This window comes from Brevibacillus sp. SIMBA_040 (assembly GCF_046535075.1).
Lineage (GTDB): Bacteria > Bacillota > Bacilli > Brevibacillales > Brevibacillaceae > Brevibacillus.
In genome coordinates this window covers 1-336 of sequence record NZ_JAWRXI010000097.1, presented here as the reverse complement: position 1 = coordinate 336, position 336 = coordinate 1, and the positions used below count along the sequence as shown (strand labels likewise).

The following is a 336-nucleotide window of genomic DNA, read 5'->3' as shown; positions in this document are numbered from 1 at the left end:
ATCGAAAATGTCGCACCCAACCACGCGTACTGATGCGCATACGCGAGCCCGAAAATGTCCCAGGTGCCGGCGCTGGGAAGTGTGATGCCGCATGAATTCGACTTGCAATAGGCTACCGCGCTGCCGCCGCCGCCAAGAGGCGTCCACACATTGTTTTGGCAGAACAATGGCCCGCTGCCAGAGTTCGCTTGCATCCCGTTCGGCGAGCACCCCCCGCCTTGCTGGGCCCATCCGTTGACCTGCACGTACTCGTTGACCGACAGTCGGTTACCAACAGTCAATCCACCATCAATTTGCGCACTCCCGGTCGAATGGATCCACGCGGCCGTCACGGCG

The 336-nt window shown here is 60.7% G+C and carries 1 protein-coding gene; it reads left to right on the top strand.

The features are described from left to right. Positions 1-155 precede the first annotated feature (155 nt). Positions 156-336 (top strand): hypothetical protein (locus SB752_RS32120; protein ID WP_410719456.1); only part of this gene is annotated, 181 nt, incomplete at its 3' end.